At 54.3% G+C, this 1,137-nt stretch carries 1 protein-coding gene; it reads left to right on the top strand.

Features of this window, described 5'->3' with window-relative positions:
* On the top strand, nucleotides 1-1,044 hold a 1,044-nt coding region (locus ABJK56_RS06270), incomplete at its 5' end, for a hypothetical protein (protein WP_347243809.1).
* Nucleotides 1,045-1,137: the final 93 nt, after the last annotated feature.

Here is a 1,137-nt window from a genome sequence, read left to right as displayed (position 1 = left end):
CGCACCAGGACCGACCGATTCTGGATGTTGCCCATCGTGCAGGAATACGCCCGGGGTAAACTGGCAGAGGCGCCAGATGTAGAGCAGGTACTCAGGGACCGGTGGGTACGCTGGTACCAGAACCTGCTGGAAGGGTATCCCGCTGATCCCCGCATCTACGAGGAAACGCCCAACATCGTCAGCGTGCTGTTCTGGCTCCCGTCGCGACAAAGGTGGGAAGAACTGGTCCAGCAGATAGATAAGGGGATCATGGTTCTCTACGATACAGGATCGCTCTCGTCAGTTCTTGAAATCGGATCTTCCCTGCTGAACCAGGTTCTTATCACCGGCTCTGTGGAGCTTCTAAGGTTCTCCTGGCTGTCCCGGTACGGAGATGGGATGTCGCTTTACGGCCGTTTTGATGAATTTCAGGAAAAATGGGAAAGCCTGATAGCCCTTCTGGAAGAAGGTAAAACAGAAAAGCATCCCGAACTGGATGCCATAAGACTTGGAATCCAGGCCAGAATAGCTCGCTGGAAAGCCTGGACCGATCGGCAGCATCTCGGTCCTGCGATCCGGGTGATAGAACAGGCAGTGGACGAGTTATCGCATCTGGACCGGCCTGCGGACGAGATTCTGCTTTTCACGTTAAACAGCCTGGGGGTATTGTACTTGCTGGCCCGCGACCCGGACCGGGCAGAGCAAACATTCCTCAGAGGCCTGGATGCTTTGTCCAAGTGTGAAACCTGTGTTGTCTCGCCTACCAGTTGGGATGCGGTTCTGAGGGGAAATATAGCAATTGTGGCCGCCAGGCGCGGCGATTATGAAAAGGCCCGCGATGGCTTGTATCAAATTCTGCCCAACTTCCATGAAAAGACAGATTTAGCCGAAGCCTATATGCTTTTGGCTGTTTATGAATATCACCTGGGGAACCTGCCCAGAGCGATAGAATTGGGATTCCAGGCAGAACGCCTTTTCGCCGAACTGGGTATCGTCAAGCCGCCGTGGGAAGAGTTTGAATATCAGGAATGGTTGAAAATCAAAAACACCTACCTTCGTAAGTGAGGGAAGTCCACCCGAACAATTCAGACCTGCCTCGCCGGATGGCCGCCGAGGCCCTGGACCTGATAGACCATATCGGCCTCCACGTCCTGCGGG

Origin of the sequence: Thermogutta sp. (genome assembly GCF_039793925.1) — a bacterium.
Taxonomy (GTDB): Bacteria; Planctomycetota; Planctomycetia; order Pirellulales; family Thermoguttaceae; genus Thermogutta.
Note: the sequence above shows the minus strand (reverse complement) of the source record. Positions and strands in the feature narration are given on the sequence as shown.